The sequence below is a fragment of the Gluconobacter thailandicus F149-1 = NBRC 100600 genome, assembly GCF_000964465.1.
Lineage (GTDB): Bacteria > Pseudomonadota > Alphaproteobacteria > Acetobacterales > Acetobacteraceae > Gluconobacter > Gluconobacter thailandicus.
The window spans coordinates 1-463 of sequence record NZ_BANH01000119.1; the positions used below are offsets into that span (position 1 = coordinate 1).

Here is a 463-nt window from a genome sequence, read left to right on the forward strand (position 1 = left end):
CCAAGAGCCACCAGGGCGTCTTCCTGTTCCTTCAAATCCTGTCCTACTGTGGACACTCTGCAATAACCGTATTTCATATAATTCTCCTTATAATTTTGGCGGAGATTTATGGCGGTTATTTTCTGGCTGTTTTCTGCGGTTCTATAATACCGCCACAAATCTCAATCTATGGCAGTATTATAGTATAAAATTATTCTATATTTATAAATTTCTAATAGTTTGATTATAGAAAAAATAAAAAGTATGTTTGTGAAAAAAATAAGATATCAGGTGTGAAATGGCCAAACCAAGGGTTTTTGTAAGCTCCACTTTTTATGATTTGCGGCTTGCACGAGGAGAATTAGAACATTTTATACGGGACATGGGATACGAACCAGTTCTAAATGAACGGGGACAAATACCTTATGGTAGAGAGTCAGCCTTAGAGCCTGTTTGGAAAATCACGGGTGAGCATTTCTGCGCA

Annotated in this window: 2 protein-coding genes; both read left to right on the forward strand. The window is 37.6% G+C overall.

What is annotated here, in order from left to right:
• Positions 1–223: hypothetical protein (locus B7444_RS17000; protein ID WP_206778512.1), on the forward strand; the 223-nt coding region annotated here is incomplete at its 5' end.
• Positions 224–277: 54 nt separating this feature from the next.
• On the forward strand, positions 278–463 hold a 186-nt coding region (locus B7444_RS15925; protein ID WP_081603816.1), incomplete at its 3' end, for a DUF4062 domain-containing protein.